We start from the raw sequence: 26,608 nt of genomic DNA, 5'->3' as shown, positions 1-26,608 counted from the left end.
CCGTGGGGTTCAATCGAATCGGGCCGATGGACGCGTATCACGACCTTCTCCGCCGCGTGCTCGCCGAGGGCGCGCGCAAGACCGACCGCACCGGGACGGGCACGCTCAGCGTGTTCGGCCACCAGATGCGCTTCGACCTGTCGAAGGGCTTCCCCCTCGTCACGACGAAGAAACTGCACCTGAAGTCGATCGTCCACGAACTCCTGTGGTTCCTCGCCGGTGACACCAACATCGCCTACCTCAAGGCCCACGGCGTGAGCATCTGGGACGAGTGGGCGGACGCCAACGGCGACCTCGGGCCGGTCTACGGTGCCCAGTGGCGCTCGTGGCCGACGCGCGACGGCGGCTCCGTCGACCAGATCAAGTGGGTGGTGGACGAGATCCGCCGCAACCCGGACAGCCGGCGCCTGGTCGTCAGCGCGTGGAACCCGGCGGACCTCGACCGCATGGCGCTGGCGCCCTGCCACTGCCTGTTCCAGTTCTACGTCGCGGACGGGCGGCTTTCCTGCCAACTCTACCAGCGCTCGGCCGACATCTTCCTCGGCGTGCCCTTCAACATCGCGAGCTACGCGCTGCTCACCCACATGGTGGCGCAGGTGACGGGGCTGGAGCCCGGGGACTTCGTGCATTCCTTCGGCGACGCGCACCTCTACCTCAACCACCTCGAGCAGGCGCAGCTGCAACTGACGCGCGAGCCGCGCGCCCTGCCGAGGCTGCGACTCAACCCGGAGGTGCGGTCCCTCTTCGACTTCACGTTCGACGACGTGGCGGTCGACGGCTACGATCCGCATCCGGCCATCAAGGCCCCGGTCGCCGTCTAACCGCCCAACGCATCCATCGCCGAAGTTCCCTTGGCCATGACCGCTTCCATCCGCCCCGCCCGGGCTGCCGACGCCGCCCTCGTGCTCGACCTCGTGCGCGAGCTCGCGGAGTACGAGCGGCTCTCCCACGAAGTCGACGCCACGGCCGAAGGGCTCGGGGCGGCGCTTTTCGGCCCGGCGCCGCGCGTCTTCTGCGATATCGCCGAGCGTCACGGCGAGCCGGTGGGGTTCGCGCTCTGGTTCTACAGCTTCTCCACCTTCCGCGGCCGGCACGGGATCTACCTCGAGGACCTCTTCGTGCGCCCGGCCGCCCGCGGCCACGGCCTCGGCAAGCTGCTGCTGGCGAACCTCGCCCGGCGCTGCGTCACCGAGAACCTCGCCCGCCTGGAGTGGTCGGTGCTCGACTGGAACGATCCGGCCATCGACTTCTACAAGTCCCAGGGCGCCGTGATGATGGACGGCTGGACCACGTGCCGCGTGACGGACGAGGCGCTGTGGCGGCTCGCCGACCAGGCACGGTGATCGCGTGGCACTGCCGGTCGTCATCGTCGTCGCAGCGGCCGACAACGGGGTCATCGGCCGTGACAATGGCCTCGTCTGGCGCCTCAAGACGGATCTGCGGCGCTTCCGGGAGTTGACGCTGGGCCGCCCCCTCGTGATGGGCCGCAAGACCTTCGAGTCCATCGGCAAGCCCCTGCCGGGCCGCGAGACGATCGTGGTGACGCGCAATCCCGCCTTCCGGCCGGCGGGGGTGACGGTCGCCTCCTCGCTGGAGGAAGCGCTGGCCGCGGGGCAGGAGATCGGCGCGCGGCTGGGCGCCGACAGCGTCGTGGTGGGCGGGGGCGCCGACATCTATGTGCAGGCCATGCCGGTCACGGACCGGATCCACCTGACCCAGGTCCACGCCTCCCCCGAGGGGGACGCCCACTTCCCGCCGGTCGACCCCTCGCGGTTCAGGATCGTGTCCCGCATTTCCCATCCGGCGGGACCGGACGACGAGTTTTCCTTCGACTTCGTCGACTGGGCGAGATTTTGACGCGTCTTTTCGTTAAATCCGTCAACCAAGAGGCCGAGGCTCCGTTGACGAACGAACGGCGAAACCCCACTTCGGTACGGCAAACAAGACCGACAAAGCCCGCGTCGGGGCGGGCCTGAGACTGCGAGAGAGGACGGAACCGGATGCCCTGGAGCAATCAGAGCGGCGGCGGCGGCGGCGGAGGAGGACCCTGGGGGCAGCGACGCCCCGGCGGCGGCTCCGGCGGCCCGTGGGGAGGCGGCCCGCAGGGCGGCGGCAACAACAATGGTCCGGGCGGCGCCCCGCCGGACCTCGAGGAACTGCTGCGGCGCAGCCAGGACCGGCTGCGGCAGGTGATCCCGGGCGGATCGTTCGGTGGCGGCAAGGGCATCGCGGCCATCGGCCTCGGCGCGCTCCTGCTGTGGGCGGCGACGGGCTTCTACACCGTGCGGCCGGACGAGGTGGGCCTGAACCTGATCTTCGGGCGCTATGTCGGCACGACGCAGCCCGGCCTGAACTACAATTTCCCCTATCCGATCGGCAGCGTGATCAAGCCCCGCGTCACGGTGGTCAACACCACCGAGGTCGGCTACCGCGGCAGCGACGGCGCACGGCGCGCCGTGTCGCGGGACGTGCTCGAGGAAAGCCTCATGCTGACCGGCGACGAGAACATCGTCGACATCGACTTCTCGGTGCAGTGGCAGATCAACCCGGCGCGGGCCGCGGACTTCGTCTTCAACATCCAGGCGCCGGAGGCGTCGGTGAAGGCGGTCGCAGAAGCCGCCATGCGAGAGGTGGTCGGGCGGCGCAACATCCAGGCGATCCTCACCACCGACCGCGGCCCGATCGAGGCCGAGGTCCGCCAGCTGATGCAGGACGTGCTCAATTCCTACGGCGCAGGCGTCGAGATCCGCCTCGTGCAGTTGCAGAAGGTCGATCCGCCGCAACAGGTGATCGACGCCTTCCGTGACGTGCAGGCGGCCCGGCAGGACCAGGACCGCGCCCGCAACGAGGCGGAGACCTACGCCAGCAAGGTGGTTCCCGAGGCTCGAGGCGAGGCGGCCCGCATCGTCCAGGAGGCCGAGGCCTATCGCGAGCGCATCATCGCCGAGGCGAACGGCCAGGCGAGCCGCTTCAAGCAGGTGTTCGAGGAGTACCGCAAGGCGCCGGATATCACCCGCGAGCGCATGTACCTCGAGACGATGGAACGCGTGTTTGGCTCGACCGACAAGATCATCCTCGACCAGAAGACCGAAAGCGGGCAGGGCGTGGTGCCGTTCCTGCCGCTGAACGAGATGCAGCAACGCCGTCCGGCCGCAGCAGCCGCGCCCGGCCAGCCGCAGGGAGCCGTCCGATGAACAGCGCCGCTCGCATGGCCGCCCTCGTCGTCGCAGGCATCGCCGCGGTCCTGCTGTACAGCTCCGCCTTCGTGGTGCCGCAGACGTCGCAGGCCCTCGTCTTCCAGTTCGGCAAGATCTCGCGTCCGCCGATCACGGAGCCGGGGCTCTACTGGAAGATCCCCTTCATCCAGACGGTGGTCGAGATCGACAAGCGCATCCTCGACCTCGAGCTGCCGTCGCAGGAAGTCATCGCCTCCGACCAGAAGCGGCTGGTGGTGGATGCGTTCACCCGCTACCGCGTGACCGATCCGCTGCGCTTCTTCCAGTCGGTCGGCAACGTCGCCGGCGGCAACATCCGGCTGACCTCGATTGTCAACTCGACGGTGCGCACCGTGCTGGCCGACGCGAGCTTCACGTCGGTGGTTCGGACGGACCGCACGGGCCTGATGCACAAGATCCGCGACGACGTGAACCGCCAGGCCGGCGGTCTCGGCATCGAGGTGGTCGACGTGCGCCTGCGCCGCGCCGACCTGCCGGAGCAGAACAGCCAGGCGGTGTTCGGCCGCATGCAGACGGAGCGTCAGCGCGAAGCCGCCGACATCCGCGCGCAGGGCTCCCAGCTGTCGCAGACGATCCGCGCCCGCGCCGACCGCGACGTGACGGTGCTGCGCGCCGAGGCGACCCGGAAGGCCGACGAGCTTCGCGGTAACGGCGAGGCGGAGCGCAACCGCGTGCTGGCCGACGCCTTCGGCCAGGACCCGAGCTTCTTCTCGTTCTACCGGTCGATGCAGGCCTACGAGGCGTCGATGAAGGCGGGCGACACGCGGCTCGTGCTGTCGCCGGACGGCGAGTTCTTCCGCTATTTCGGCCGGTCGACGCCCACGGCGCCGGGCCAGTCGAACACGGCGAAGGACCAGCAGCGGCTGGAGCCGGCGAAGCCGTGACGGCTGGCCGGCAGGGGAGGGGGCCGAGCACGGCCCTCACCCTTCGCCCGTTCGCCCGGGAGGCCCGGTGACGGACCTCGTCCTGGGCATCGGGCTCGTGCTGGCGGTGGAGGGCCTGCTCTTCGCCGCCTTTCCCGGCTTCATCCGCCGGCGGATGGCCGAAGTTGCCGGGCAGGACGAGGGCCACCTGCGGGTCGCAGGCCTTGCTGCCGCGGTCGGCGGCATCCTGCTGGTGTGGCTGGCGCGGCGGGTGCTGGGATGACCGCCCTGACGGGCCGGCTTTCTCGCGCAATCGTGTCGCCTGCGGCGCGGTGGCGGCCTCGTGACGGCGCCGACGGCGCTCTATATCATGCCGGGAACGGGAAACGGCAGTCGCCGTTCCGCCCCAAAGCCTTTCCACTGTCGCGACAAGGGGCCCGCGTCGGGCCCGATCGAGCTAGAGAGCACCATGGCGCATCGTCTCGTTCAGTCCGTCCGCCACGCCGCGCTGGCCGCGGCCGCCGCCGGCCTCCTCGCCACGGCCCCGCTGGCGACGCCGGCGCTGGCGCGCTCGGCGCCCGAATCCTTCGCCGACCTCGCGGAGAGCGTGATCGGCGCCGTCGTCAACATCTCCGCCGCGACCACGGTGTCGGAGCAGCGCAACGTGCCGCTGCCGCAGCTGCCGCCGGGCTCGCCGTTCCAGGAGTTCTTCGACGAGTTCTTTAACAACCGCGGCCAGCAGGGGCAGAACAACGACAGCCCGCGTCCGCAGCGCCGGTCGAGCTCGCTCGGCTCCGGCTTCGTCATCGACGCCTCGGGCGTGGTGGTGACCAACAACCACGTCATCGGCGAGGCCAACGACGTCACGGTGATCTTCTCGGACGGCCGCAAGCTGAAGGCCGAGGTGGTCGGCAAGGACCCGAAGATGGACCTCGCGGTCCTGCGGGTGAAGTCGGATACGCCGCTCAAGGCCGTGAAGTTCGGCGACAGCGAGAAGTCGCGGATCGGCGACTGGGTGATGGCGATCGGCAACCCGTTCGGCCTCGGCGGGACGGTGACGGCCGGCATCATCTCGGCCCGCAACCGCGACATCCCGGCCGAGCAGTCGTCCTACGCCCAGTACATCCAGACCGACGCGTCCATCAACAAGGGCAACTCGGGCGGCCCGCTGTTCAACATGGCGGGCGAGGTGATCGGCATCAACACGGCCATCCTGTCGCCGACCGGCGGCTCGGTGGGCATCGGCTTCGCCGTGCCGGCCACGATGGCCAAGCCCGTGATCGACCAGCTGCTGCAGTTCGGCGAGACGCGCCGCGGCTGGCTCGGCGTGCGCATCCAGAACGTCGACGAGAACATCGCGGAGAGCCTCGGCCTCGGCAAGCCGCGCGGCGCCCTCGTCGCCGGCATTGACGAGAAGGGCCCGGCGAAGCCGGCCGGCATCGAGGCGGGCGACGTGATCCTGAAGTTCGACGGGACGGACGTGAAGGACTCGCGTGACCTGCCGCGCATCGTCGGCCAGACGCCGGTGGGCAAGGACGTCGAAGTCCTGATCATGCGCAAGGGCAAGGAGATCACCCGCACGGTGAAGCTCGGCCGGCTCGAGGACGGCGAGAAGCTGGCCAAGGCCAGCGCCACGCCGGGCGAGCCGGAGAAGCCGGTCGTCAAGCGGGCGCTCGGCCTCGAGATGTCGTCGCTGACGGACGACCTGCGCAAGCGCTTCAGCATCAAGGAAAGCGTGAAGGGCGTCGTCGTCACCCGCGTCGAGCCCAACACGCCCGCCGCCGACAAGCGCATCGCCACCGGCGACGTGATCGTCGAGCTCCAGCAGGAGCCGGTGGCGAACCCTGACGCCTTCACCAAGCGCCTCGACGCGCTGAAGAAGGAGGGCAAGAAGTCGGCCCTGCTCCTCGTGTCGAACGCGCAGGGCGAGGTCCGCTTCGTCGCGATCAGCATCGAGTGAGGGGCTGGCGCCGTCCTGCACGGCGTTCCTCACCACTCGGAAACAACAGAAGGCGCGGTCGAACCGCGCCTTTTTCTTTTCGGTGACCCGCCCTCATCCCCGGCGCGCCGCAGGCGCGGGAAGGGGATCCAGCCTTGCGCGGACCGTTTTTCTGGATCCCCTTCACGGCCCGCTGCGCGGGCCGCCGGGGATGACGGCGGAGAAGGCGGGGCTAACGTCGCGGCGGCAGCCGTTGGCGCGCCGGTCTCGTCAGTCCACGAACTCCTCGCGCCGGTAGCCCTGCACGTAGAGCAGGGCCGTGAGGTCGGCGTGGTCGATGCGGGCGTGGGCGGCTGCGGCGACGGCAGGCTTCGCCCGGTAGGCGATGCCCAGCCCCGCCTCGCCGAGCATGGCGAGGTCGTTGGCGCCGTCCCCCACGGCCATCGTCTGCGCCGGCCGCAGGCGGTGGTGCTCGCGCAGTTCGACGAGCGAGGCGAGCTTCGCCTCCTTGCCGAGAATGGGCTCCTCGACGCGGCCGGCGAGGCGGCCGGCCTCGACGACCAGGCGGTTGGAGCGGTGCTCGTGGAAGCCGATCATCGCCGAGATGGGGCCGGTGAAGACGGTGAAGCCGCCCGACACCAGCGCCGTGTAGGCGCCGTTCGCCCGCATCGTCCGAACCAGCGCGCGACCGCCGGGCGTGAGCGTGATGCGTTCGGCGATGAGGCGGTCGGCGACGTCGTCTCCGAGCCCGGCAAGCAGCGCCACGCGTTCGCGCAGGGCCGGCTCGAAGGCCAGCTCGCCGCGCATGGCGCGCTCCGTGATGGCGGCGACCTTCGCCTTGAGGCCGACGAGGTCGGCGAGCTCATCGATGCACTCCTGGCCGATCATGGTGGAGTCCATGTCGGCGAGGAACAGGCGCTTGCGCCGGTCGGCGGCCGGCTGCGCCACGACGTCGACGGGCGCGCCGTCGAGCGCGGCACGCGCTGCGTCGGCGAAGGCGCGGTGGTCGGCGCCGGCCGGGGCGGCGAACGGGATGTCTGCGGCGACGCCGCGGTCGAGCCAGACGGGGGCTCCCGCCTGCGGCAAGGCTTGCGCCGCCCGCGCGAGAAGGGCATCGGTGAGGGCGGGGGCGTCGGGAGCGGACACCAGGGTCGCGACGGCGGCGGATCGTTCGGTCATCGGCGGTCTCCGTCCGGCGGGCGGACGCGGGCGGCAGGGGACAGGGCAGGGAGCCAGACGGTTGGCAGGGCGGATCAGGGCCATCCTCATCGCAGGACCGACGGCGAGCGGCAAGTCCGCGCTCGCCGTGCGGCTTGCCCGCGACCTCGGCGGCGTGGTGGTGAACGCCGATTCCATGCAGGTCTACCGTGACCTGCGGATCATCACGGCCCGGCCCACCCCCGAGGAGGAGGCAGCGGCGCCGCACCGACTCTTCGGACATGTGGACGCATCGGTGAACCACTCCGTCGGCGAATGGCTGCGCGAGGCGACGCCGCTCCTTCAGGAGCTTTGGGGGCAGGGCAAAATGCCCATCGTGACCGGCGGGACGGGGCTCTATTTCCGCGCGCTGACGCAGGGGCTGTCGCAGATCCCGGCCGTTCCCGAGACCGTCCGCGCGGCGGTGCGGGCCTCCAGCGAGGGGGTGCCGGCGCCGGTGCTCCACGACGACCTGCGCATACGAGACCCGGCCACCGCCGCGACCCTGCGGCCGACCGATCGCCAGCGCATCCTGCGCGCCCTGGAGATCTTCCACGCCACGGGCCGGCCCCTGGTGAGCTTCCACGGCGAGCGGGAGGGCGCGGTCCTCGACGTCGCCGAGACGGTGCCGGTGTTCCTCTCTCCCGAGCGGGAGGTCGTCTACTCGCGCATCGACGCGCGCTTCGACGCGATGATGAGCCTCGGGGCGCTTGAGGAGGTGAGCGCACTCGCCCGCCGCGACCTCGACCCGGCGCTGCCCTGCATGCGGGCCCACGGCGTGCCGTGGCTGATCCGCGCCATCCAGGGCGACATGGCGCTGCCGGAGGCGATCGAGCGGGCCAAGCTCGACACCCGCCACTACGCCAAGCGCCAGTTCACCTGGTTCCGGCACCAGGCAGAGGGCTGGACCTGGGCGGGGCCCGACGAGGCGGAGGTGCTGGTCAGGCAGCGGCTGGGTCGCTGACGGAGAAGACGGGCTGCAGAACGGTGCCGCGTCCGGCGAGGCGCGGGCTGTGCCAGCTCCTCGGGTTGAGGAGATCGGGCGCGGTGCGAACGGGGACAGGAGGCGCGGCGGCGACCTGCCTCACCCCTTCAGCCCGAAGGCCATCTGCCAGAAGGTGATGAGGATCTCGAACACGATCAGCGCGACGATGGTGGCCTCCAGCCGCACGCTGCGCTGGGCGTCGATGAGGTCGGTCAGCGCGCGGGCCGTCTCCTGCACCACCCCGAGCTTCCGGGAGAGAGTGTGGCTGCGCTCCTTCAGCTCATACTCGTCCTCGAGGCGGGCGTAGAGCCGCTCGAGATCCGGACGGTCCCACAGCACGTCGGGTTTCTCGTCGACGGCGACCCTGCCCGACATCCGGTGGTCGACGAGGAGCGCCTCGCCGATGAGCTTGAGGATGCTCTTGCGGTTCACCGGTACCCGGCCGTCGCGGGCGAGGTCGCGCGCCAGAGGGTCGATGACGTCGAAGACGGCGCTGACCTGCCGCTCGTTGTGGGCGAGGGCCACGCTCTTGGCGAGCGCGTCCGCCACGACCAGCAGGCGGCCGGACGACCAGTCCTTGACCTGCACGGGCCCGCCCGGGGGCACCTGGTCGTCCCGCTCCGGCGTCAGTTCCATCACCGCGACCTCGTCGTCGAGGCGGGGGAGGGGGCCGGCGACGCGCGGGCCGAGCTTGCGAAGGACGTCGTCCTCCTCGATGGGCGACATGCCGCCCAGCACGGCGACGCCGTAGCGGAACAGCACGACGAAGCCGTTCTCCCCGGTGCGGAAGGCGAAGGGAACGGTCGAGATCATGTCCGAGCGTTCGAGCCCGGTGGTGTCGATGCGGTCTCCGAGCAGCAATGCGCGCACGGTGAGGCGCTGCGCGGGCTGGACGGCGGGGGATTCCTGCGGCGCAGGCACGGGCGCTGGGGTGGACATGGCTACAGTCTACCTCCGGACGGTGCCGGGGCGGTAGGGCTGCGGGGCGCGGCGGCCCGTGTCGCCGGTATCGCGACGAAGGTTCGACGCCGAATCCCGCTTGACGCCCTCGGCCGGCGCGACTACGGTCCCGCCACTTTGTTTCAGGGAGCCGCGCACGTGCGCAACATCCTTATCGTAAGCTTGGCGCCAGAGACGGGACGGCCCTGAGGCCGCGATCCTGAAACTGGCGCCGTGTCCAAGGTCCCAATCGGGGCCTTTTTTGTTGCCCGACTCCGCCCGAACCGAACCGCACCACCAAGACCCGCGCAAACCGCAGAAGCCGACGCTTCAAGAAGCCATAGGAGACCCCCGATGACCCGCAGCATGACCGGCGCCGAAATGGTCGTCCAGGCGCTCCAGGACCAGGGCGTGGAGCATATCTTCGGCTATCCGGGCGGTGCCGTGCTCCCGATCTACGACGCGCTGTTCCACCAGGAGCAGGTGAAGCACGTGCTCGTGCGCCACGAGCAGGGGGCGGTTCACGCCGCCGAGGGCTACGCCCGCTCCTCCGGCAAGGTCGGCTGCGTGCTGGTGACCTCGGGCCCCGGCGCCACGAACGCCGTGACGGGCCTCACCGACGCGATGATGGACTCGATCCCGCTGGTCTGCATCACCGGCCAGGTTCCGACGCACCTCATCGGCTCCGACGCCTTCCAGGAGTGCGACACGGTCGGCATCACGCGCCACTGCACCAAGCACAACTACCTCGTGAAGCGCATCGAGGACCTGCCGCGCATCCTCCACGAGGCGTTCTACGTGGCGTCGAACGGGCGCCCGGGCCCGGTCGTCATCGACATCCCGAAGGACATCCAGTTCGCCAAGGGCCAGTACGCCAAGCCCATGTCGAACGGCCACAAGACCTACCGGCCGACCGTGAAGGGCGACCTCGACCGCATCCGCGCCGCAGTGGAGCTGATGGCCTCGGCCAGGCGCCCGGTGTTCTACACGGGCGGGGGCGTCATCAACTCCGGACCGGAGGCGTCGGCGCTGCTGCGCGAGCTGGTTCGCCTGACAGGCTACCCGATCACCTCGACGCTGATGGGTCTCGGCGCCTATCCGGCCGCCGATCCGCAGTGGCTGGGCATGCTGGGCATGCACGGCACCTACGAGGCCAACATGACGATGCACGACTGCGACGTCATGATCTGCATCGGCGCGCGCTTCGACGACCGCATCACCGGCCGCCTCGACGCCTTCTCGCCAAAGTCGAAGAAGATCCACGTCGACATCGACCCCTCGTCGATCAACAAGAACGTGCGCGCCGACATCGGCATCGTCGGCGACTGCGGCCACGTGCTCGAGGACATGGTGCGGCTGTGGCGCTCGATGTCGCCGCAGGTCGACCGCAAGGCGCTCGATGCGTGGTGGGCGCAGATCGACGGCTGGCGGGCCCGCAAGTCGCTCTCCTACGTGCCCTCCAAGGAGGTCATCAAGCCGCAGTACGCGGTGCAGCGCCTCTACGAGCTGACCAAGGACCGCGACGTCTACGTGACGACCGAGGTCGGCCAGCACCAGATGTGGGCGGCGCAGCACTTCCACTTCCAGGAGCCGAACCGCTGGATGACCTCCGGCGGCCTCGGCACCATGGGCTACGGCCTGCCGGCGGCCATCGGCGCGCAGCTCGCCCACCCCAAGGCGCTCGTCATCGACATCGCCGGCGAGGCGTCCATCCTGATGAACATGCAGGAGATGTCGACGGCTCTGCAGTACCGCCTGCCGGTGAAGATCTTCATCCTCAACAACGAGTACATGGGGATGGTGCGCCAGTGGCAGGAACTGCTGCACGGCGGGCGCTACTCGGAGAGCTACTCGCACTCCCTGCCGGACTTCGTGAAGCTCGCCGAGGCCTATGGCGGCCACGGCATCCGCTGCTCGGACCCCGCCGACCTCGACCGCGCGATCATGGAGATGATCGAGACGCCCAAGCCGGTGATCTTCGACTGCATCGTCTCCAAGGACGAGAACTGCTTCCCGATGATCCCGTCGGGCAAGGCGCACAACGAGATGATCCTGCCCGACATCGCGCAGGACATCGGCAAGGTCATCGACGAGAAGGGCAAGATGCTCGTCTGAAGCCTGCGACGGGTCGCGCCGAGGCGGCGCGACCCTTTGCGGCGACCCGGGGGGACAGGGTCTTGCGCACCATCGGCCTGATCGGCGGCATGAGCTGGGAGTCGACGGCGATCTACTATCGCCTCGTCAACGAGCGCGTGCGCGAGCGCCTCGGCGGCCTGCACTCCGCCCGGGTTGTCCTGTTCTCGTTCGACTTCGACGACATTGCCCGCATGCAGGCGGCCGGCGACTGGGCCGGGGCCGGCCGGGCGCTGGCCGATGCTGCCGCGAGGCTTGAGCGGGCCGGGGTCGATCTCGTCGTGCTGTGCACCAACACCATGCACAAGGTCGCCGACGCCATCGTCGCCGCGACGGACCTGCCGTTCCTCCACCTTGCCGACGTGACGGCGCACGCGATCCGCGAACGCGGGTCCTCCCGCCCGCTGCTGCTGGCGACGCGCTACACGATGGAGGACGATTTCTACGTCGGCCGTCTGCGGGACCAGCATGGCATCCGGGCCCTCGTGCCGAGCGCGCCGGACCGGACCGAGGTGCACCGCATCATCTACGAGGAGTTGTGCCGGGGCGAAGTGCATGACGCCTCGCGACGGGTGCTGCGCGGCGTGATCGACCGGGCCCGCACCGAGGGCGCGGACGGCGTCATCCTCGGCTGCACGGAGCTCGGCATGATCCTGTCGCAGTCCGACTGCGCCGAACCCGTCTTCGACACCACCCGCCTGCACGTCGACGCCGCCGTCGACCTCGCCCTCGCCGCCTGACCAGAGGACCGGATGCTGAAGCTCGTCATCGCCAACAAGGCCTACTCCTCCTGGTCGCTCCGGCCCTGGATCCTGCTGAAGACGTTCGGGATCCCGTTCACCGAGGACGTGATCCCGCTCGACACGCCGGAGTTCCGCCCGCGGGTGAACGCCTACCGCGCCGGCTCCACCGTTCCGATCCTCGTCGTCGACGGGGACATCGTGGTGTGGGAGACTATCGCGATCCTCGACACCATCGCCGACCTCAATCCCGGGCGCCCCGTGTGGCCCGGCGACCGGCGCGCCCGCGCCTTCGCGCGCTCCATCGCCAGCGAGATGCATGCCGGCTTCCGGGCGCTGCGGCAGGCCTGTCCCATGAACGTGCGCAAGCGCTACGCCTTCGTCGACCGGGGCGAGGCGGTGGCCAAGGACGTCGCGCGGGTCCTGCACCTGTGGCGCACGGCGCGCACGCAGTTCGGCGAGCGCTCCAACGGGCCGTTCCTGTTCGGGGCCTTCTCCGCGGCGGACGCGATGTATGCGCCGGTCGTGACGCGGCTTCAGACCTACTCGATCCCCGTCGACCCGCAGATGCGCGCCTACATGGACGCCGTGCTCGACCTGCCCGCCTTCGCCGAATGGCACAAGGCGGCCATGGAGGAGCCGTGGATCGTCGCGCACGACGAGGCCGACGAAACCCCCATCGGCCCGTTCCGGGCCTGAGTTTCCTCTTTTCCGCCAGAGCCATGAACGCCATCGTCTCTCCGAAGGGCCTCCCCATGAAGTCCCACTACTCCGACGCCCCGAAGGCGCAGCCCGCCGCCCGCCACACGCTCTCCGTGCTGGTCGACAACGAGCCGGGCGTCCTCGCCCGCATCGCCGGCCTGTTCTCGGGCCGCGGCTACAACATCGAGAGCCTCACGGTCTCCGAGACGCAGCACGAGCAGCACGTCTCGCGCATCACCATCGTGACGACCGGCACGGCCGACGTGATCGAGCAGATCAAGCACCAGCTCGACCGGCTGATCCCCGTGCACCGGGTGGTCGACCTCACCGTGCAGGGCGAGGCGCTGGAGCGCGAGCTCGTGCTGGTGAAGGTGGTCGGCCGCGGCGACATGCGGGTCGAGGCGCTGCGCCTCGCCTCCGCCTTCGGCGCCCGGACCCTCGACGCCACGGTCACCTCATTCGTGTTCGAGCTCACCGGCAACACCGAGGAGGTGGAGCGCTTCATCCGCCTGATGGGCGAGGTCGGCCTCGCCGAGGTGTCGCGCACCGGCATCGCTGCGATGAGCCGGGGGCCGGAGGCCCTGTGATCAGGCCGGGCGGGATGCGGCATCTCCTTGCCGAGTACGGCGCCGCGCCTCGCCTTCGCAGCCTCCTGCCCGTCGTGCTTGGCGCCGACTGAACACCCGGAGTTCCCATGCTGACCCTCCACCACTCCCCCGGCGCCTGCTCGGGCGCCGTCCACCTCGCGCTGGAGGAGGCCGGGCTGCCCTACGAGGTCGCGCGGGTGGCGCTGGCGGACGGCGAGCAGCGGACTGACCGCTACCTGAAGTTGAATCCGAAGGGGCGCGTGCCGGTGCTCGTCGACGGCGACTTCGTGCTCACGGAAGTCGCCGCGATCCTGCGGTACGTGGCGCGCCTCGCGCCGCAGGCCCGGCTCTGGCCCGAGGATCCGCGCGAGGACGGGCGGTGCGCCGAATGGCTCGCCTGGATCGGCTCGGGGGTGCACGTGGCCTATGCCCATATCCGCCGTCCGGAGCGGTATGCCGACACGGACGCGGGGAAGGCCGAGGTGGTCGCCAAGGGGCGCGTCACGTCCCGGGCGACATGGCAGATGGTCGAGGACAAGGTCGCGGGCCTCGGCACGCCATGGGCCGCCGGCCAGGCCTTCAGCGTCGCGGACCTGTACCTTTTCGTGTTCTGGACCTGGGGCAAGGGGCCCGTGCTCGGCTACGACATGGAGTCCGACTTCCCGCGCTGGACGGCGCATGCCCGCAAGGTCGCCGCGCGGCCGGCGGTGCAGCGGGTGCAGGCGAAGGACGGATTCCCGATGCCTGCCTGATCGCGCTGCCGCCTCTTCGATCCGTCCCGCTCCCCCCGCACGAGCCCCCGACCATGAGCCAGGACACCCTCGTCGCGCTCTTCGTCTTCGCGCTGGTGTCGGCCGCGACGCCGGGACCCAACAACATGATGCTGCTCGCCTCGGGGGTGAACTTCGGCTTCCTCCGGACAGTGCCGCACATGGTGGGCATCGGCGTCGGGTTCATCGCCATGGTGGTGATCGTGGGCCTGGGGCTCGGCACGCTGATGACGGCGTCCCCGCTGGTCCACACCGCGTTCCAGGTGGGCTGCTCGGCCTATCTGCTGCTGATGGCGTGGCGGCTTGCCACCTCCGGAAGCCTCGGCGTCGGCTCGGCCGGAGCCCGGCCCATGGGTGCTGTCCAGGCTGCGCTGTTCCAGTGGATCAACCCGAAGGCATGGGCGATGGCCCTGACCACCGCGGCGGTCTACGTCGACCCGGCGCAGGTCGGTCCTTCGGTCGCCACGATCGCGCTGGTGTTCGCAGCCATCCACTTCCCGACGGCCGGGCTTTGGACCGGTTTCGGCACATCGCTGCGGGGTTTTCTCGCCGAGCCGGCACGCCTGAAGGCCTTCAACGTCGTCATGGCGGTGCTGCTGGCGGGCTCGGTGCTGCCGCTGGTCATGACCCGGACGCCATGACCGCAGCTTTCGCGCTTGACCGGGTGCACCGCGGCGCTTAAGCGCACCCCGACGAACCTCAAAACGGTCCGCTGCCGCGCGGACGCCCAAGGAGCCCGACCCATGCGTGTGTATTACGACAGCGACGCCGACATCAATCTCATCAAGGGCAAGAAGATCGCCGTCGTCGGCTATGGCTCGCAGGGCCATGCCCACACCCTCAACCTCCGCGACAGCGGCGTGAAGGAGGTGGCCGTCGCGCTGCGTCCGGGCTCAGCGTCGGCGAAGAAGGCCGAGGCCGAGGGCATCAAGGTGATGAGCGTCGCCGACGCCGCCAAGTGGGCCGACGTGGTGATGATGCTCACCCCGGACGAGCTGCAGGCCGACATCTACCGCGACCACCTGCACGCCAACATGAAGCAGGGCGCGGCGCTGATGTTCGCGCACGGCCTCAACGTCCACTTCAACCTGATCGAGCCGCGCTCCGACATCGACGTGTTCATGGTGGCCCCCAAGGGCCCCGGCCACACGGTGCGCTCCGAGTACCAGCGCGGCGGCGGCGTGCCCTGCCTGCTCGCCATCCACCAGGATGCCTCGGGCAACGCCCATGACCTCGGCCTGAGCTACGCCTGCGCCATCGGCGGCGGCCGCGCCGGCATCATCGAGACGACCTTCAAGGAGGAGTGCGAGACCGACCTCTTCGGCGAGCAGGTCGTGCTCTGCGGCGGCCTCGTCGAGCTCATCCGCGCCGGGTTCGAGACGCTGGTCGAGGCGGGCTACGCCCCCGAGATGGCCTATTTCGAGTGCCTGCACGAGGTGAAGCTGATCGTCGACCTCATCTACGAGGGCGGCATCTCCACCATGAACTACTCGATCTCCAACACGGCCGAGTACGGCGAGTACGTCACCGGCCCGCGCATCATCACCTCGGACACAAAGGCCGAGATGAAGCGCGTCCTCGACGACATCCAGACCGGCAAGTTCACGCGCGACTGGATGCTCGAGAACAAGGTCAACCAGACGTCCTTCAAGGCCATCCGCGCCCGCAATGCCGCCCACCCGATCGAGCAGGTCGGCGAGCGCCTGCGCGGCATGATGCCGTGGATCAAGGCCAAGGCCCTGGTCGACAAGTCGAAGAACTGAGCATTGCCATCCGGTCGAACCGGGTGCGAACAAGGTGGAGGGCGGCCAGTTGGGCCGCCCTTTTTTATGAACCTTCAGGCCGGCGCGAGGTGGAGGTCGGCATCCTGATGCCCCGACAAGGCGATGAACGCTTCCCGCTCGCCATTACCCCGGCAGACCTGGATGACCTGCTGCGAGTCGTCCATCAGGGTCGCGGTGATGGTGATGACGGACGGCGTTGCCGCGTAGGTCGCGCTCTTGGCCGGCCCGCCGTTGAGGACGACCTTGGCGGGACCCGAGACGGCCGTCAGGTCGCGATCGATGAGGCCGAGTTCGATCTGCACCGAGCCGCTGAACCACAGCACATTGATCGATCCGGAATAGACCAGGGTGAAGTCGTCCTCCGACGTGACGGTTCCGTTTCCGATCTTCCAGTAGGAGAGAAGCTTCTTGGCGTAGATGTCCCAAGAGCTCCCCGCTGTCATCGTCGCGGGAACGTATTGCGAAAGTTTCGCCATGGCGTGTCGTCCGATCTGTCTGGTGCTGAAATGAACAGTGGGGCGAGGAATGTTTCGCCCCGGGTGAATCTTAATGCCGATCGGAGGCATCCGTCGAGCAGGCGGGGATCCGCCTTGATGCGGGCTGGTGCTTGCCCGCCAAAGACCGCCCCACTAACGTGAGTGTCCGGGTTCCGCGAAGCCCGTCCGGGAAACGCCGATGGTCTCCCTGCGCGTCATCGACACGAAGCGCGACCTCGCCAAGGCGCCGGCCGTCGCTCTGGACGGAGTGGCGATCAGCTATGGCGGGGAGGGGACGCCCGTCTACGAGGCCGTGGCGCCGACGCACCTGTCGGTGGGCGAGAACGAGTTCGTCGCGATCGTCGGGCCGACCGGGTGCGGCAAGTCCACCCTCCTGAACGCAGCGGCGGGGCTCATCCGGCCGGCGCAGGGGAGCGTCAGCGTCTTCGGCCAACCGCTCGCCGGCATCAACGGCAAGGCCGGCTACCTCTTCCAGCAGGACGCGCTCATGCCGTGGAAGACGGCGCGAGACAACGTCGCCGTGGCGCTGGAGGTGGCGAACCGGCCGCGCGCCGAGGCGCTGGAGAAGGCACAGGCGCTGCTGGTGCGCGTCGGCCTCGGCGCCTTCGGAGACCGCTACCCGCACCAGCTCTCCGGCGGACAGCGCAAGCGCGTCGGGCTGGCGCAGGTGCTGATCCGCAACCCCAAGATCCTGCTGATGGACGAGCCGTTCGGGCCTCTGGACGCGCAGACCCGGCAGATCATGGGCTCGCTGCTGCTCGACCTGTGGGCGCAGGACCGCAAGGCGGTGATGTTCGTGACCCACGACCTCGAGGAGGCGATCGCGCTCGCCGACCGCGTGGTCATCATGTCAGCCGGGCCGCGGGCCCGCATCATCGGAGACCACCGCATCGACCTGCCGCGCCCGCGCGACGTGGCGGAGATCCGCATGGAGCCGCGTTTCCACGCGCTGCACCGCGCCATCTGGAGCGAGTTGCGCGACGAGGTGATGAAGGCCTACGGGGCGACGGGATGAAGCGGCTGTCCCGGACCCGGCTCCTGGCGATGCAGGCGCTCGTCGCCGTGGCGCTGCTGCTCGTCTGGCACATCGGCGCGACCGTGCCGATCGGCGGGAGCTATCTCCTTCCCAAGTTCTTCTTCTCGACGCCGCTCGACGTGATCTCCCGTGTCTGGAAGCTCTTCGCCACGGGGGCGATCTGGAAGCACCTCGCCATCACGCTCACCGAGACGGTGCTCGCCTTCGTCATCGGGTCGGTCGGCGGGATCGTGTTCGGCTTCTGGTTCGCGCGGCAGCCGGTCGTGGCGGCGGTCTGCGAGCCCTACGTGAAGATGGCCAACGCGCTGCCGCGCGTCGTGCTGGCGCCGATCTTCATGCTCTGGCTCGGCCTCGGCATCTGGTCGAAGGTGGCGCTGGGCGTCACGCTCGTGTTCTTCATCGTCTTCTTCAACGTCTACCAGGGCGTGAAGGAGGTGAGCCCCACCGTGCTCGCCAACGCCCGCATGCTGGGGATGAACGAGCGCCAGCTGTTCCGCTACGTCTACTGGCCGTCGGCGCTGTCGTGGATGTTCTCGTCGCTGCACACCTCCGTGGGCTTCGCGCTCGTGGGTGCCGTGGTCGGCGAGTACCTCGGTTCGGCGGCCGGGCTCGGCTACCTCATCCACCAGGCGGAGGGCGTCTTCGACGTGACCGGCGTGTTCGCCGGCATGGTCGTCCTCGCCGGCTTCGTGCTGCTGATCGACTGGCTCGTCACGCTGGTGGAGCGTCGGCTGCTCGTGTGGAGGCCGCAAGCCTCGCCCACCTGATCCTTTCTCGTCGCGACCGGCACCACGAGAGCGTCGGCGCATCACTGCAGGGAGACACCCATGAAGCCCATGACCCTCGCCGCGGCGGCGCTGGCCGCCCTCATTGCCACCGGTGCCTCGGCGCTGGCCCAGCAGCTGGAGAAGAAGGACGTCAAGCTCGGCGTGGGAGGCAAGGCGCTGCTCTACTACCTGCCGCTGACGATCGCGGAGCGTAAGGGCTACTTCAAGGAGCAGGGGCTCGACGTCGAGATCAGCGACTTCGCCGGCGGCGCCAAGTCGCTGCAGGCGCTCGTTGGCGGATCGGCCGACGTGGTCACGGGCGCCTACGAGCACACCATCCGCATGCAGGCGAAGGGCCAGGACATCCGCGCCGTGCTGGAACTCGGTCGCTTCCCCGGTATCGCGGTCGGCATCCGCAAGGACAAGGCCGCGTCGTACAAGTCACCGGCCGACCTCAAGGGCATGAAGATCGGCGTCACGGCGCCGGGGTCGTCCACCAACATGCTGGTCAACTTCCTGCTGGCGCAGGCCGGGCTGGCGCCTGACGCGGCGTCGTTCATCGGCGTCGGCAGCGCCGCCTCCGCCGTGGCTGCGATTAAGAAGGGCGAGCTCGACGCCATCTCGCACCTCGAGCCGGTGCTCTCGATGCTGGAGAAGGACGGGGACATCAAGGTCGTGGTCGACACCCGCACGGAGGAGGGCACGCGCGCGCTCTTCGGCGGCTCCAACCCGGCGGCGGTCCTCTACATGAAGAAGGACTTCATCGACAAGAACCCGAACACCACGCAGGCGCTCGTCAACGGGCTCTACAAGGCCCTGAAATGGATCCAGACGGCGACGCCCGAGGAGATCACCGCGGCCGTGCCGGAGGAGTTCACGCTCGGGGACCGGGCGCTCTACGTGCTCGCCGTGAAGAACTCGAAGCCGACCTACTCCGTCAACGGCATCGTCTCCGCGGAGGGCATGAAGAGCACGAACGACATGCTGGTGAAGTTCGACCCGGAGCTGAAGGGCACGAACGTCGACCTGTCGAAGACCTTCGACGACCGTTTTGCCAAGAAGGCGGCGGCGACGAACTGAGCCTGCCGGCGGGCCGGGCGATCGCGTCCGGCCCGTTCAGACGAAGGCCGAGAACGGGTTCTTGCTCGTCACGAGGTCGATCGAGGACGCCAGCTGCTCGGCCGAGAAGGGCTTGGCCAGCACGACGGGCAGGCCCGCCTCCTCGAAGCGCGCGATGTTCGCGCGCTTGCGCTCCTCGTCCGCCATGAGGATGAAGGGGATCGACTTCCACTCCTCCCGTCCGGTCAGGATGCGCCACAGGTCGAAGCCGGTGAGCGGATGCGTGTCGTACTCGCTGATGACGAGCGCGAACGTGGTCATTTCCAGCTGGGTCAGCGTCGAGCGCAGCGTGATGGACGTGTGCACGTCGGTGACGCCGATCTGGGCAAGCCGCTCGGCGACGATGCGCGCCATGACGGCGTTGGAATCGACGACGAGGACGGGGCCTGAGATGGACATCTTCGGGTGACGGCACTGGTTGGATGCAATGCCTTCGATCCTAGCCGCCCGCCGTTAACGACCCGTCCACGCTGCGTCATTTTTTCGGCGCTCAACGTTGCCGCCGCGGTCACGTTTGCTGATGGGATCCATCACGAAACCGCGCTTGCGGCGTCGGGGCCGCGGTCGCATCGTAGTTCCCCCGATCGCAGCGATCATCCGCCCATGAACATCCTCTCGATCCAGTCCCACGTCGCCTACGGTCACGTCGGCAACGCCTCCGCCGTGTTCCCCATGCAGCGCCTTGGGTGCGAGGTGTGGCCGATCCACACGGTGCAGTTCTCCAATCACACCGGCTACGGGCAGTGGACCGGACGGGTGTTCGACGGCCCGATGATCGAGGAACTCGTCGACGGCATCGCGGCGCGGGGCGTGCTGCCGCGCTGCGACGGCGTGCTCTCGGGCTACATGGGCTCTGCCGACATCGGCAATGCGATCCTGGCGACGGTGCGCCGCGTGCGGGAGGCAAACCCGGCGGCGACGTGGTGCTGCGACCCGGTGATCGGCGACGTCGGGCGCGGCGTCTTCGTGCGCCCGGGCATCCCCGAGTTCATGCGCGACCACGCCGTGCCGGCGGCGGATCTGATCACGCCGAACCAGTTCGAGCTGGAATACCTGTCCGGGCGCGCCTGCGCCTCGCTCGCCGACGTCCACGCGGCGCTGCGGCAGGTCCACGGCGCGGGGCCGAAGGTGATCCTCGTCACGTCGCTGATCGTCGACGATACGCCGTCCGACGCCATCGACATGCTGGCTTCGGATGGGACAGGCGCGTGGCGCGTGCGGACTCCGCGGCTCGACCTCTCTGTCAACGGGGCAGGGGACGCGGTGGCGGCGCTCTTCTACGTCCACTGGTTGCGGTCGCGCTCCGCGGCGGAGGCGCTGGAGGGCGCGGCGTCATCCATCTTCGGCCTGCTGCGCCGGACGGCGGAGGCGGGGTCGCGCGAGATCCTGACGGTGGTGGCGCAGGACGAATTCGTGACGCCGACGAGCCGCTTTCGGGCCGAACCGGCCTGATCGGCCCGCGTCAGGCGAAGCGGTCGACGAGCGTCCCGAGGCCGGGCGTCTTGGACGGTGCGGTCTGCTCGACCTGGCGCAGCTCCTGGGCCTGCTGCTGGCGCTGCCGCTCCGTCTCGCGAGCCGCCGCGTCGCGAAGGCTGGCGTTGTCCGCCTGCTCGGTGACGCGCCTCTGCTCCTGCACCGAGAAGGCCGCCGTGGACCCCGCCGCACCGATCTGCATGGCCTTGTCTCCCGTCCCGCAGGACGTCGCCGCATGACGGCCGCATCCTGCGGCGCACGCCGGCCCGCGCGGTCGTCTCCTTCCCGCGCCGTCGCCCGGATAGCACCGCAGGCGTTTCGGCGCCGTTCAGCCGATGGCGACAATTCGAGGAACCGCCTCTGCTTGCCGTGCACGCGCCGGGGTGGGATGAGTCGCGCATGAGGCTGCGCGTCGCCACCTTCAACGTCGAGAACCTTTCCGCAAGGTGGCGTTTCGCCGAGGCGCAGCGCGGCGAGAGCGCGGCGGCGCTGTCGCTGGCGGATTTCCCGCATCCGCGGGAGCGGCAGGCCGCGGAGCGCTCGCTCGCGCTGACGCTCGAGGATGACAAGCGGCAGATGACGGCGCTCGCCATCGCCGAGGCGCGGGCCGACATCCTGTGCCTGCAGGAGGTGGACAGCCTGCGCGTGCTTGACGCGTTTTTCGCCAATTACGTGCACCGCGTGGCCGACATCCGGTACGGGCACTTCGCGCTCGTCGAGGGCAATGACCGGCGCGGCATCGACGTCGCCTTCGCCTGCCGGCGCACCCTTCCGTCGCAGGACGTCCGGGTGACGAGCCATGCGGCCATGACCTTCGCCGACCTCGACGTGTGGGACCGCGAGGTCGGCGCCTTCGGCATCCGCCGCGAGGACCGCGTCTTCAACCGCGACTGCCTGATGGTCGACGTCGACATGGGCAAGCGCGCGCTCACCCTGTTCGTCGTGCACCTCAAGTCGATGAACAACGGCAAGGACGACGGCCGGTCCGCGACGATGCCGCTGCGCCGGGCGGAGGCGCGAGCCGTGCGTCGCATCGTCGAGCAGCGCTTCGGACCCGGCTGGCGCGACGCGCCGTGGGTGATCGCGGGCGACCTCAACGACTATACGCAGCGCGTGGTCGGGGAGGGTCTACAGGATGCCGGTGCGTGCGGCATCGACCCGCTGCTCGACCGCTTCGCGGTCAACCCGGTCGACCGCCTGCCAGCGAAGGAGCGGTGGACGCATTTCCACCGGGCGTGGTCGGAGGAGCGCGGGGACTACGTGTCCGAGCACGTCCAGCTCGACTACGTGCTGCTGTCGCCGGCGCTGGCCGCATCGGGCGACCTGGGCGTGGAGATCATCCGGCGCGGGCTTCCCTACCGCGTGCCGCTGGACCCGGCTCACCCCGACCGCAGCGTCGCCCGCCTCTCCACCACGGCCGACCGCTACCCGCGCGTCGGATGGGACCGGCCGAAGGCGAGCGACCACTGCCCGCTTGTGGTGGAGTTCACCCTGCCCAAGCGTGGCGGCATGGGTTAGAGCGATGGCACGGCATAGCCTTGCGCCGCCGCAACCCGGCGTCCGCCAGCCTGCCTTAGGCTGACGGCCCGGCGGCAGTCCGCTTCAACCGGGAGTTCGACCATGCGCCGACGCTTCTTCACCCTCGACGTGTTTACGCGGCGCCCGCTCGCGGGCAACCCGCTCGCGGTCGTTCTCGACGCGCAGGGCCTGACGGACGCCGCGATGCAGGCCATCGCGGCCGAGTTCAACCTGTCGGAGACGGTGTTCGTGCTGCCGCCGGCGGATTCTCACCAGCGGGCGGCGCTGCGCATCTTCACCCCGTCGCGGGAACTGCCCTTCGCCGGCCACCCGACGGTGGGGACGGCCGTGCTGCTCGGGCTGCTCGACCACGGCCACGGGCACGGCGTCGCGGCCTTCGGCCTCGAGGAGAAGGTGGGCCTCGTCGCCTGCGCCGTGGAGGTGCAGGGCGACGGGGGCGGGCTCGGCAGCGCCACCTTCGCCCTGCCGCGCCTGCCGCAGTCTATCGGCGACGCGGCGCCGGACGAGGCGATCGCCCATGCGCTGGGCATCGAGCCGGAAGACATCGGCTTCGACGGCCACGAGCCTGCGCTGTTCTCGGCCGGCGTCGGCTTCACGTTCGTGCCGCTGCGCTCGCGCGAGGCGGTAGCGTCGGCGAGGGTCATGCGGGAGCGCTGGCGCCCGGCCATCGGCCCGGCCGACCACGCCAACGCCTTCATCTACACCCGCGAGACGAGCGAGCCGGGCCACCACTGGCACGCGCGCATGTTCGCGCCGGACCTCGGCGTCGGGGAGGACCCGGCGACGGGCTCCGCCGTGGCCGCATTCGCCGGCGTGATCATGGCGTTCGAGCGCCCTTCGGACGGCGAGCACACGATGGTCGTCGAGCAGGGCTACGAGATGGGCCGGCCATCGCAGATCATCCTCGGGCTGACGGTCGACGGCGGGGTGCTGAAGCGCGCGACCATCGGCGGCGAGGCCGTCGTCGTCTCGGAAGGAGCGCTTCGCCTGTGACCGACATGATCTTCCACCGCGTGCGCGAGCTCGATTGCCGCTTCGAGCCGCGCCCGTGGGACTGGGCCGAGCGCGAAGCCCAGCGCATCGACGCGCACTGGGCCCGCATCGCCGCCGACAACGCCGCGCTGTTCGACGGGCGGGTGCTGGTGCAGCATCGCGGCCGCATCGACGGCGACACTTTCCGCGGGGCCTATCTGGAGACGCGCTTTTCCCGCTTCATCGCCTGGCGCGACTTCGGGTTTCCGGACCCGACGGTCCGCAACTGCTTCGCCATGGCCGCCCTGCGCTCCGGCGACGGCGCCTTCCTGCTGGGGGTCATGGGCGCGCATACCGCCAACCCGGGAAAGATCTACTTTCCCGCCGGCACGCCCGACCCGGACGACCTCGTCGGGGATCGGGTGGACCTTGCCGGAAGCGTGCTGCGGGAACTCGGGGAGGAGACAGGGCTCGGCCCGGCCGACGTCCGGCTCGCCGACGACTGGACCCTGATCGAGGCCGGGCCGCGCGTGGCCTGCCTGCGCGACGCCGCAGTCGACGCACCGGCGGCCGAGGTCCGCCGGCGCATCCTCGACACGCTCTCGGCCGAGGCGCAGCCGGAACTCGCCGACATCGCCATCGTGCGCACGGCAGCCGACATCGACGAGGCGGCGATGCCGCCCTTCGTCAGTGCCTACCTGCGGCAGAGACTGGCCTGAGGGGGCCGACGTCCTCCGTCATGAGCCTCAGCCCTCGGGGTAGCCGTTCCTCACCCGGGACGAGCGGACCATGGCCTGAGCCTCGGCGTCCCGGCCGGCCTGGCAGGCAGCGGAGGCCTGCTCGATGTCCTTCTGGATGCGGTCGTAGACGGACTTGCCGACGTGCCCCGTGGCGAGGTCGTTGTCCTGGATCGCCTGCCAGCGCGCGATGGCACCCGTGCATCCCGCGCCCTCGGGCAGCTTGAAGCCGGGCGGAGAGACGCCTGCCGGCAGGCCGGCATAGGCGGTGGAGGGCGCCGTCGACGTGGCCTGCGGGGCCGGACCGGCCGTGTTGCAGGCCGCGAGAGCGAGCGGGGCGATGAGGGCAAGCCAGGGCTTCATGGGGGTCCTTCGTGTCGCGATGAACGGGAGCCGACGTCGTCGCCGGTCGAATCGGCGCACAGGGTAACGCCCCGGCCGGTGTCCCGACAGGCCTGCAAGCCCGGGAAGACCTTGCTGTTGCCTCGTCGTCCGCTTGCGGTTACAAGCTGTCAACCGATCCGCGTCAGGATCGAATGCGCTTTGAATGGCGCGAAACGAGGACGAGCCGTGGCCATCATCGCCACCCGCACGACCGACAGGACGCAGGCCGCTCCGGCCCGCGCGTCGGCGCGCGTGCTCCCGCTGTCCGGTCTTCTTCTTCTCCTTAGCCGCCCCTGAGGGCCGGCCGGGCGCGAGCGCCTGGGCCCGCAGGGGACGCTGAAGACGACACCAGATCCAGAGACAGGGCCGCAGGCGCGAGGACGATCGTCCCGGTTGTTGGCCCGACAGCGAGAGAGACGACCATGGCCACCTCCGTATCCCCCTCCGACCGCGTCATCATCTTCGACACGACCCTGCGCGACGGCGAGCAGTCGCCGGGCGCGTCCATGACCTTCGAGGAGAAGCTGGAGGTCGCCGACCTGCTCGACGCCATGGGCGTCGACGTCATCGAGGCCGGCTTCCCCATCGCCTCGGAGGGTGACTTCGAGGCGGTGTCCGAGATCGCGCGGCGCGTGAAGCGGGCGACCGTCGCCGGCCTGTCCCGCGCCGGGCAGAAGGACATCGACCGCTGCGGCGAGGCGGTGAAGCACGCGGTCAACCCGCGCATCCACACCTTCATCTCCACCTCGCCGGTGCACATGAAGCACAAGCTGCAGATGGAGCCTGAGAAGGTGCTGGAACTCGTCGCCTCCTCGGTGACGCGGGCCCGCAACTGGGTCGCCGACGTCGAGTGGTCGGCGGAGGACGGCACGCGCACGGAGATGGACTTCCTGTGCCGCTGCGTCGAGGCCGCCATCAAGGCCGGCGCGACGACGATCAACATCCCCGACACCGTCGGCTACACGGTGCCCGAGGAGTACGCCGCCCTGTTCCGCACGGTGCGGGAGCGCGTGCCGAACTCCGACAAGGCGATCTTCTCGGTGCACTGCCACAACGACCTCGGCATGGCGGTGGCGAACTCCCTGGCCGGCCTCGCCGGGGGCGCCCGGCAGATCGAGTGCACGATCAACGGCATCGGCGAGCGGGCGGGCAACGCGGCGCTGGAAGAGATCGTCATGGCGATCAAGACCCGCAACGACGTGCTGCCCTACCTGTGCAACGTCGAGACGACGATGCTGACGCGCGCGTCCAAGCTGGTGGCGGCGGTCACGTCGTTCCCCGTGCAGTACAACAAGGCCATCGTCGGCCGGAACGCCTTCGCCCACGAGAGCGGCATCCACCAGGACGGCATGCTGAAGAACGCGCAGACCTACGAGATCATGACGCCGGAGTCGGTCGGCGTGTCGAAGACCTCGCTGGTGATGGGAAAGCACTCGGGCCGCCACGCCTTCCGCGAGAAGCTGAAGGAGCTGGGCTACGAGCTGGGCGAGAACGCCTTCGAGGACGCCTTCAAGCGCCTGAAGGACCTCGCCGACCGTAAGAAGCACGTCTACGACGAGGACATCGAGGCGCTGGTCGACGACGAGATCGTCAGCGCGCACGACCGCATCAAGGTCGTTGCGCTGACCGTGATCGCCGGCACGCAGGGCCCGCAGCTCGCCACGCTGACGCTCGACGTCGACGGCCAGCACCACACGGTGCAGGCGAGCGGCAACGGCCCCGTCGACGCGACCTTCAACGCCATCCACGCGCTGGTGAAGCACGACGCGCGTCTCGAGCTCTACCAGGTGCACGCGGTCACCGAGGGCACGGACGCGCAGGCCGAGGTGTCGGTGCGCCTGAGCGAGGACGGCAAGTCGGTGACGGCCCGCTCGGCCGATCCCGATACGCTGGTCGCCTCGGCGCGCGCCTATGTCGGCGCGCTCAACAAGCTGATGGTGAAGCGGCTCAAGGGCCGCCCGGAGGCGATGGCGAGCTGACCGGCCGCCAAGCGCAGGCGGGTGCGGAAAAACGCCCGCCTACATTGCAAAGACCCGCTGGACATCCCACCGGGGCTTTGCTAATCACCCGCTCGTCGCGGGGCCGAGCGCCCCGCGAACGCTTTGATGGGCGCATAGCTCAGTTGGTAGAGCAGCTGACTCTTAATCAGCGGGTCCAAGGTTCGAATCCTTGTGCGCCCACCATCAAAGCCTCTTGATCTGCCTCGGCT

The 26,608-nt window shown here is 69.6% G+C and carries 29 protein-coding genes and 1 tRNA gene; 24 read left to right on the top strand and 6 right to left on the bottom strand.

Annotation, left to right across the window (positions count from 1 at the left end; genetic code table 11):
* Positions 1-26 precede the first annotated feature (26 nt).
* The 7 genes from ACX9GQ_RS11240 to ACX9GQ_RS11210 all read left to right on the top strand — a co-directional run bounded on the left by ACX9GQ_RS11240 (position 27) and on the right by ACX9GQ_RS11210 (position 6,059).
* The gene (locus tag ACX9GQ_RS11240; RefSeq protein WP_459629632.1) at positions 27-821 is read left to right on the top strand and encodes a thymidylate synthase; all 795 of its coding nucleotides are present in this window, start codon (positions 27-29) and stop codon (positions 819-821) included.
* Positions 822-857: 36 nt separating this feature from the next.
* The gene (locus ACX9GQ_RS11235; RefSeq protein WP_459629631.1) at positions 858-1,343 is read left to right on the top strand and encodes an N-acetyltransferase family protein; all 486 of its coding nucleotides are present in this window, start codon (positions 858-860) and stop codon (positions 1,341-1,343) included.
* A gap of 4 nt (positions 1,344-1,347) precedes the next feature.
* Positions 1,348-1,857, top strand: a complete 510-nt coding sequence (locus ACX9GQ_RS11230; protein ID WP_459629630.1) for a dihydrofolate reductase — start codon at positions 1,348-1,350, stop codon at positions 1,855-1,857.
* 143 nt (positions 1,858-2,000) lie between these two features.
* Positions 2,001-3,194, top strand: a complete 1,194-nt coding sequence (gene hflK, locus ACX9GQ_RS11225; RefSeq protein ID WP_459629629.1) for an FtsH protease activity modulator HflK — start codon at positions 2,001-2,003, stop codon at positions 3,192-3,194.
* The gene (gene hflC / locus ACX9GQ_RS11220; RefSeq protein WP_459629628.1) at positions 3,191-4,120 is read left to right on the top strand and encodes a protease modulator HflC; all 930 of its coding nucleotides are present in this window, start codon (positions 3,191-3,193) and stop codon (positions 4,118-4,120) included. The genes hflK and hflC overlap by 4 nt, the downstream gene beginning before the upstream one ends.
* A gap of 67 nt (positions 4,121-4,187) precedes the next feature.
* Positions 4,188-4,382: a DUF2065 domain-containing protein gene (locus ACX9GQ_RS11215; RefSeq protein ID WP_459629627.1), complete on the top strand. Its 195-nt coding sequence runs from the start codon at positions 4,188-4,190 to the stop codon at positions 4,380-4,382.
* A gap of 186 nt (positions 4,383-4,568) precedes the next feature.
* Positions 4,569-6,059, top strand: coding sequence for a DegQ family serine endoprotease (locus ACX9GQ_RS11210; protein ID WP_459629626.1), 1,491 nt, complete (start codon positions 4,569-4,571; stop codon positions 6,057-6,059).
* Between the two features lie 249 nt (positions 6,060-6,308).
* On the opposite strand, the gene serB is transcribed toward ACX9GQ_RS11210, so the two are convergent.
* Positions 6,309-7,217, bottom strand: a complete 909-nt coding sequence (gene serB, locus ACX9GQ_RS11205; protein ID WP_459629625.1) for a phosphoserine phosphatase SerB — start codon at positions 7,215-7,217, stop codon at positions 6,309-6,311.
* 61 nt (positions 7,218-7,278) lie between these two features.
* On the opposite strand from serB, the gene miaA reads away from it, so the two are divergent.
* A complete protein-coding gene (gene miaA / locus ACX9GQ_RS11200) occupies positions 7,279-8,199 on the top strand; it encodes a tRNA (adenosine(37)-N6)-dimethylallyltransferase MiaA (protein ID WP_459629624.1) in 921 nt (306 codons plus the stop codon).
* A gap of 120 nt (positions 8,200-8,319) precedes the next feature.
* Here miaA and ACX9GQ_RS11195 read toward each other — a convergent pair whose 3' ends face one another.
* Positions 8,320-9,159 (bottom strand): RMD1 family protein, encoded by an 840-nt coding sequence (locus ACX9GQ_RS11195; RefSeq protein ID WP_459629623.1) that lies wholly within the window; start codon positions 9,157-9,159, stop codon positions 8,320-8,322.
* Positions 9,160-9,513: 354 nt separating this feature from the next.
* Between ACX9GQ_RS11195 and ACX9GQ_RS11190 the strand changes: the two genes are divergently transcribed.
* The 7 genes from ACX9GQ_RS11190 (at position 9,514) to ilvC (ending at position 15,854) form a co-directional block, all read left to right on the top strand.
* On the top strand, positions 9,514-11,274 hold the full coding sequence (locus ACX9GQ_RS11190; RefSeq protein ID WP_459629622.1) for an acetolactate synthase 3 large subunit: 1,761 nt from the start codon (positions 9,514-9,516) through the stop codon (positions 11,272-11,274).
* A gap of 62 nt (positions 11,275-11,336) precedes the next feature.
* Positions 11,337-12,032 (top strand): aspartate/glutamate racemase family protein, encoded by a 696-nt coding sequence (locus ACX9GQ_RS11185; protein ID WP_459629621.1) that lies wholly within the window; start codon positions 11,337-11,339, stop codon positions 12,030-12,032.
* Positions 12,033-12,044: 12 nt separating this feature from the next.
* Entirely contained in the window at positions 12,045-12,731 is a 687-nt protein-coding gene (locus tag ACX9GQ_RS11180; RefSeq protein ID WP_459629620.1) for a glutathione S-transferase family protein, read from the top strand.
* A gap of 56 nt (positions 12,732-12,787) precedes the next feature.
* Entirely contained in the window at positions 12,788-13,321 is a 534-nt protein-coding gene (ilvN, locus tag ACX9GQ_RS11175) for an acetolactate synthase small subunit (protein ID WP_459629619.1), read from the top strand.
* A 107-nt stretch (positions 13,322-13,428) separates the two neighbouring features.
* Entirely contained in the window at positions 13,429-14,073 is a 645-nt protein-coding gene (locus ACX9GQ_RS11170; protein ID WP_459629618.1) for a glutathione S-transferase family protein, read from the top strand.
* 53 nt (positions 14,074-14,126) lie between these two features.
* Positions 14,127-14,732 (top strand): LysE family translocator, encoded by a 606-nt coding sequence (locus ACX9GQ_RS11165; protein ID WP_459629617.1) that lies wholly within the window; start codon positions 14,127-14,129, stop codon positions 14,730-14,732.
* Between the two features lie 102 nt (positions 14,733-14,834).
* The gene (ilvC, locus tag ACX9GQ_RS11160; protein WP_459629616.1) at positions 14,835-15,854 is read left to right on the top strand and encodes a ketol-acid reductoisomerase; all 1,020 of its coding nucleotides are present in this window, start codon (positions 14,835-14,837) and stop codon (positions 15,852-15,854) included.
* 74 nt (positions 15,855-15,928) lie between these two features.
* Here ilvC and ACX9GQ_RS11155 read toward each other — a convergent pair whose 3' ends face one another.
* Positions 15,929-16,351: a hypothetical protein gene (locus ACX9GQ_RS11155; RefSeq protein ID WP_459629615.1), complete on the bottom strand. Its 423-nt coding sequence runs from the start codon at positions 16,349-16,351 to the stop codon at positions 15,929-15,931.
* Between the two features lie 199 nt (positions 16,352-16,550).
* Between ACX9GQ_RS11155 and ACX9GQ_RS11150 the strand changes: the two genes are divergently transcribed.
* The 3 genes from ACX9GQ_RS11150 to ACX9GQ_RS11140 are packed head-to-tail and all read left to right on the top strand — an operon-like array spanning position 16,551 to position 19,255.
* Entirely contained in the window at positions 16,551-17,387 is an 837-nt protein-coding gene (locus ACX9GQ_RS11150) for an ABC transporter ATP-binding protein (protein WP_459629614.1), read from the top strand.
* Between the two features lie 5 nt (positions 17,388-17,392).
* Entirely contained in the window at positions 17,393-18,175 is a 783-nt protein-coding gene (locus tag ACX9GQ_RS11145) for an ABC transporter permease (protein ID WP_459629874.1), read from the top strand.
* A gap of 60 nt (positions 18,176-18,235) precedes the next feature.
* Positions 18,236-19,255 carry an ABC transporter substrate-binding protein gene (locus ACX9GQ_RS11140; protein ID WP_459629613.1) on the top strand — a complete coding sequence of 340 codons (1,020 nt, stop codon included), beginning with the start codon at positions 18,236-18,238 and terminating at the stop codon, positions 19,253-19,255.
* 36 nt (positions 19,256-19,291) lie between these two features.
* Here ACX9GQ_RS11140 and ACX9GQ_RS11135 read toward each other — a convergent pair whose 3' ends face one another.
* Entirely contained in the window at positions 19,292-19,693 is a 402-nt protein-coding gene (locus ACX9GQ_RS11135; RefSeq protein WP_459629612.1) for a response regulator, read from the bottom strand.
* A 204-nt stretch (positions 19,694-19,897) separates the two neighbouring features.
* Between ACX9GQ_RS11135 and pdxY the strand changes: the two genes are divergently transcribed.
* Positions 19,898-20,746, top strand: coding sequence for a pyridoxal kinase PdxY (pdxY, locus tag ACX9GQ_RS11130; protein ID WP_459629611.1), 849 nt, complete (start codon positions 19,898-19,900; stop codon positions 20,744-20,746).
* A 10-nt stretch (positions 20,747-20,756) separates the two neighbouring features.
* On the opposite strand, the gene ACX9GQ_RS11125 is transcribed toward pdxY, so the two are convergent.
* The gene (locus ACX9GQ_RS11125) at positions 20,757-20,969 is read right to left on the bottom strand and encodes a hypothetical protein (RefSeq protein ID WP_459629610.1); all 213 of its coding nucleotides are present in this window, start codon (positions 20,967-20,969) and stop codon (positions 20,757-20,759) included.
* Positions 20,970-21,166: 197 nt separating this feature from the next.
* Here ACX9GQ_RS11125 and ACX9GQ_RS11120 point away from each other — a divergent pair, with 197 nt between their 5' ends.
* From ACX9GQ_RS11120 to ACX9GQ_RS11110, 3 genes are all read left to right on the top strand, one after another.
* On the top strand, positions 21,167-22,285 hold the full coding sequence (locus ACX9GQ_RS11120) for an endonuclease/exonuclease/phosphatase family protein (RefSeq protein ID WP_459629609.1): 1,119 nt from the start codon (positions 21,167-21,169) through the stop codon (positions 22,283-22,285).
* A 102-nt stretch (positions 22,286-22,387) separates the two neighbouring features.
* Entirely contained in the window at positions 22,388-23,299 is a 912-nt protein-coding gene (locus tag ACX9GQ_RS11115) for a PhzF family phenazine biosynthesis protein (protein ID WP_459629608.1), read from the top strand.
* Positions 23,296-23,997, top strand: coding sequence for an NUDIX hydrolase (locus ACX9GQ_RS11110; RefSeq protein WP_459629607.1), 702 nt, complete (start codon positions 23,296-23,298; stop codon positions 23,995-23,997). Before ACX9GQ_RS11115 ends, ACX9GQ_RS11110 begins: the two co-directional genes overlap by 4 nt.
* A gap of 27 nt (positions 23,998-24,024) precedes the next feature.
* On the opposite strand, the gene ACX9GQ_RS11105 is transcribed toward ACX9GQ_RS11110, so the two are convergent.
* Complete coding sequence (locus ACX9GQ_RS11105; RefSeq protein ID WP_459629606.1) at positions 24,025-24,378, bottom strand: hypothetical protein; 354 nt, start codon at positions 24,376-24,378, stop codon at positions 24,025-24,027.
* Positions 24,379-24,821: 443 nt separating this feature from the next.
* Here ACX9GQ_RS11105 and ACX9GQ_RS11100 point away from each other — a divergent pair, with 443 nt between their 5' ends.
* Together ACX9GQ_RS11100 and ACX9GQ_RS11095 are read left to right on the top strand one after the other, a co-directional pair.
* Entirely contained in the window at positions 24,822-26,378 is a 1,557-nt protein-coding gene (locus ACX9GQ_RS11100) for a 2-isopropylmalate synthase (protein ID WP_459629605.1), read from the top strand.
* Positions 26,379-26,506: 128 nt separating this feature from the next.
* Positions 26,507-26,582 (top strand) — tRNA-Lys (locus ACX9GQ_RS11095).
* Positions 26,583-26,608 lie beyond the last annotated feature (26 nt).

This window comes from Alsobacter sp. R-9 (assembly GCF_054612375.1).
Note: the sequence above shows the minus strand (reverse complement) of the source record. Positions and strands in the feature narration are given on the sequence as shown.